Raw genomic sequence first — 1457 nt, 5'->3', positions numbered from 1 at the left:
AGCGCTCGCGACCGGGTCCGCCTCGGTGACCGACGGAGCGCAGAAGGCTCTCACCGGCGCGCAGCGCTCGCGTCCGGTGCCGGGACGCTGGCGTCCGCGACTCCGGATCTCGCCGCGGGAGCGACGGGAGTCGACTCCGGACTCGCCTCTCTGCTGTCGCGCTACGGCTCGCTCAGCGACTCCGAGCGCCTCGCCGCGCTGACCACTCTCGAGAAGGGCGCCGCCACGGTGGCGACCGGAGCGGCGCAAGCCGACGCGGGCGCACAGACCCTCGGCGCGGGGTCACGGCGCTGGTCGGCGACGACGGGCACGGACTGACAGCGCTGACCGCAGGCGCCGCGACCGTGTCGAGCGGAGCCGCTGACCTCGCGACCGGCACGTCCGCGCTCGCGACAGGAGCCGCCTCCGCCGACGGCGGCGCACAGCAGATCGCGGGTGGCGCGAAGACCCTCGCGGGGGGAGCGGCCTCGCTCGACAGCGGCGCGGCACAGGTCGCGGGCGGAGTGGACACGCTCTCGGGCGCGGTCGGCCCGCTCAGCAGCGGTATCGCCTCTGCGGCCTCGGGGAGCATCGGACCTCGCGTCCGGCACGGCCGCGCTGGCCACCGGTGCCGCAGACCTCGCCGAGGGAGCGGACTCCGCCGCCACCGGCTCCGCCGACGCCGCCACCGGCTCGCGCGATCTCGCCGATGGCATCGACTCGCTCGCCTCCGGATCGCGGACTCTCGACACGAAGCTGACCGACGGCGCGGCCGACGTCCCCAGCTACACCGACGAGCAGGCCGATGAACTCAGCGCGGTCGCCGCCGCTCCCGTCGGGATCGACGCGGAGCGTCTGAACAGGGTGCCGTCCTACGGCTACGGGCTCGCGCCGTACTTCATGGCGCTCGCGCTCTGGGTCGGTGCGCTCGCCTTCTACCTGATGAGCGCCCCGCTCAGCGCACGCCTGCTCGCCGCCCGACGCCCCGCCTGGGTGATCGCGCTGCGCAGCTACCTGCCGGGTGCGCTGATGGCCGTCGCCCAGGGTGTGCTGGCGGCACTGGCCATCCGCTTCGGAGTCGGGGTGGAGGCCTCGAATCTGCCCGGGCTGATCGGGATCGCCGTGCTGACGAGCCTCACCTTCGTGGCGGTCAACCAGGCGCTGATCGCGTTGCTGGACGCGCCCGGCCGGTTCCTGGCGCTGCTGATGATCGTGCTGCAGCTCTCCTCGGCCGGCGGCACCTACCCCGTCGAGACGGCGCCCGCCTTCTTCCAGGTGATCCACGGCGTGCTGCCGCTGACCTGGACGGTGGAGGCGTTCCGATCGCTGATCGCGGGCGGCACCATCGGAGTCGCGCACGCGGTCCTGGTCCTCGTGCTGTGGCTGGTCGGTGCCCTCGCGGTGACGGTGCTGGCCGCCGCGCGCCGCCGCCGCGGCCTGACGCCGGCCCTCCGCGACCCCGAGCCCCTCCTCGAGTC

At 74.5% G+C, this 1457-nt stretch carries 1 protein-coding gene and 1 pseudogene; both read left to right on the top strand.

The window, feature by feature from the left end:
- A pseudogene (locus ACH61_RS17675) lies at positions 1-318 on the top strand (hypothetical protein); the annotation flags it as partial.
- Between the two features lie 117 nt (positions 319-435).
- Positions 436-1457 (top strand): YhgE/Pip family protein (locus ACH61_RS15425; protein ID WP_161489689.1); only part of this gene is annotated, 1022 nt, incomplete at its 3' end.

Origin of the sequence: Rathayibacter tanaceti (assembly GCF_001634385.1) — a bacterium.
In the GTDB taxonomy this organism is placed as follows: Bacteria; Actinomycetota; Actinomycetes; order Actinomycetales; family Microbacteriaceae; genus Rathayibacter; species Rathayibacter tanaceti.
This window is presented reverse-complemented; position numbering and strand designations above follow the sequence as displayed.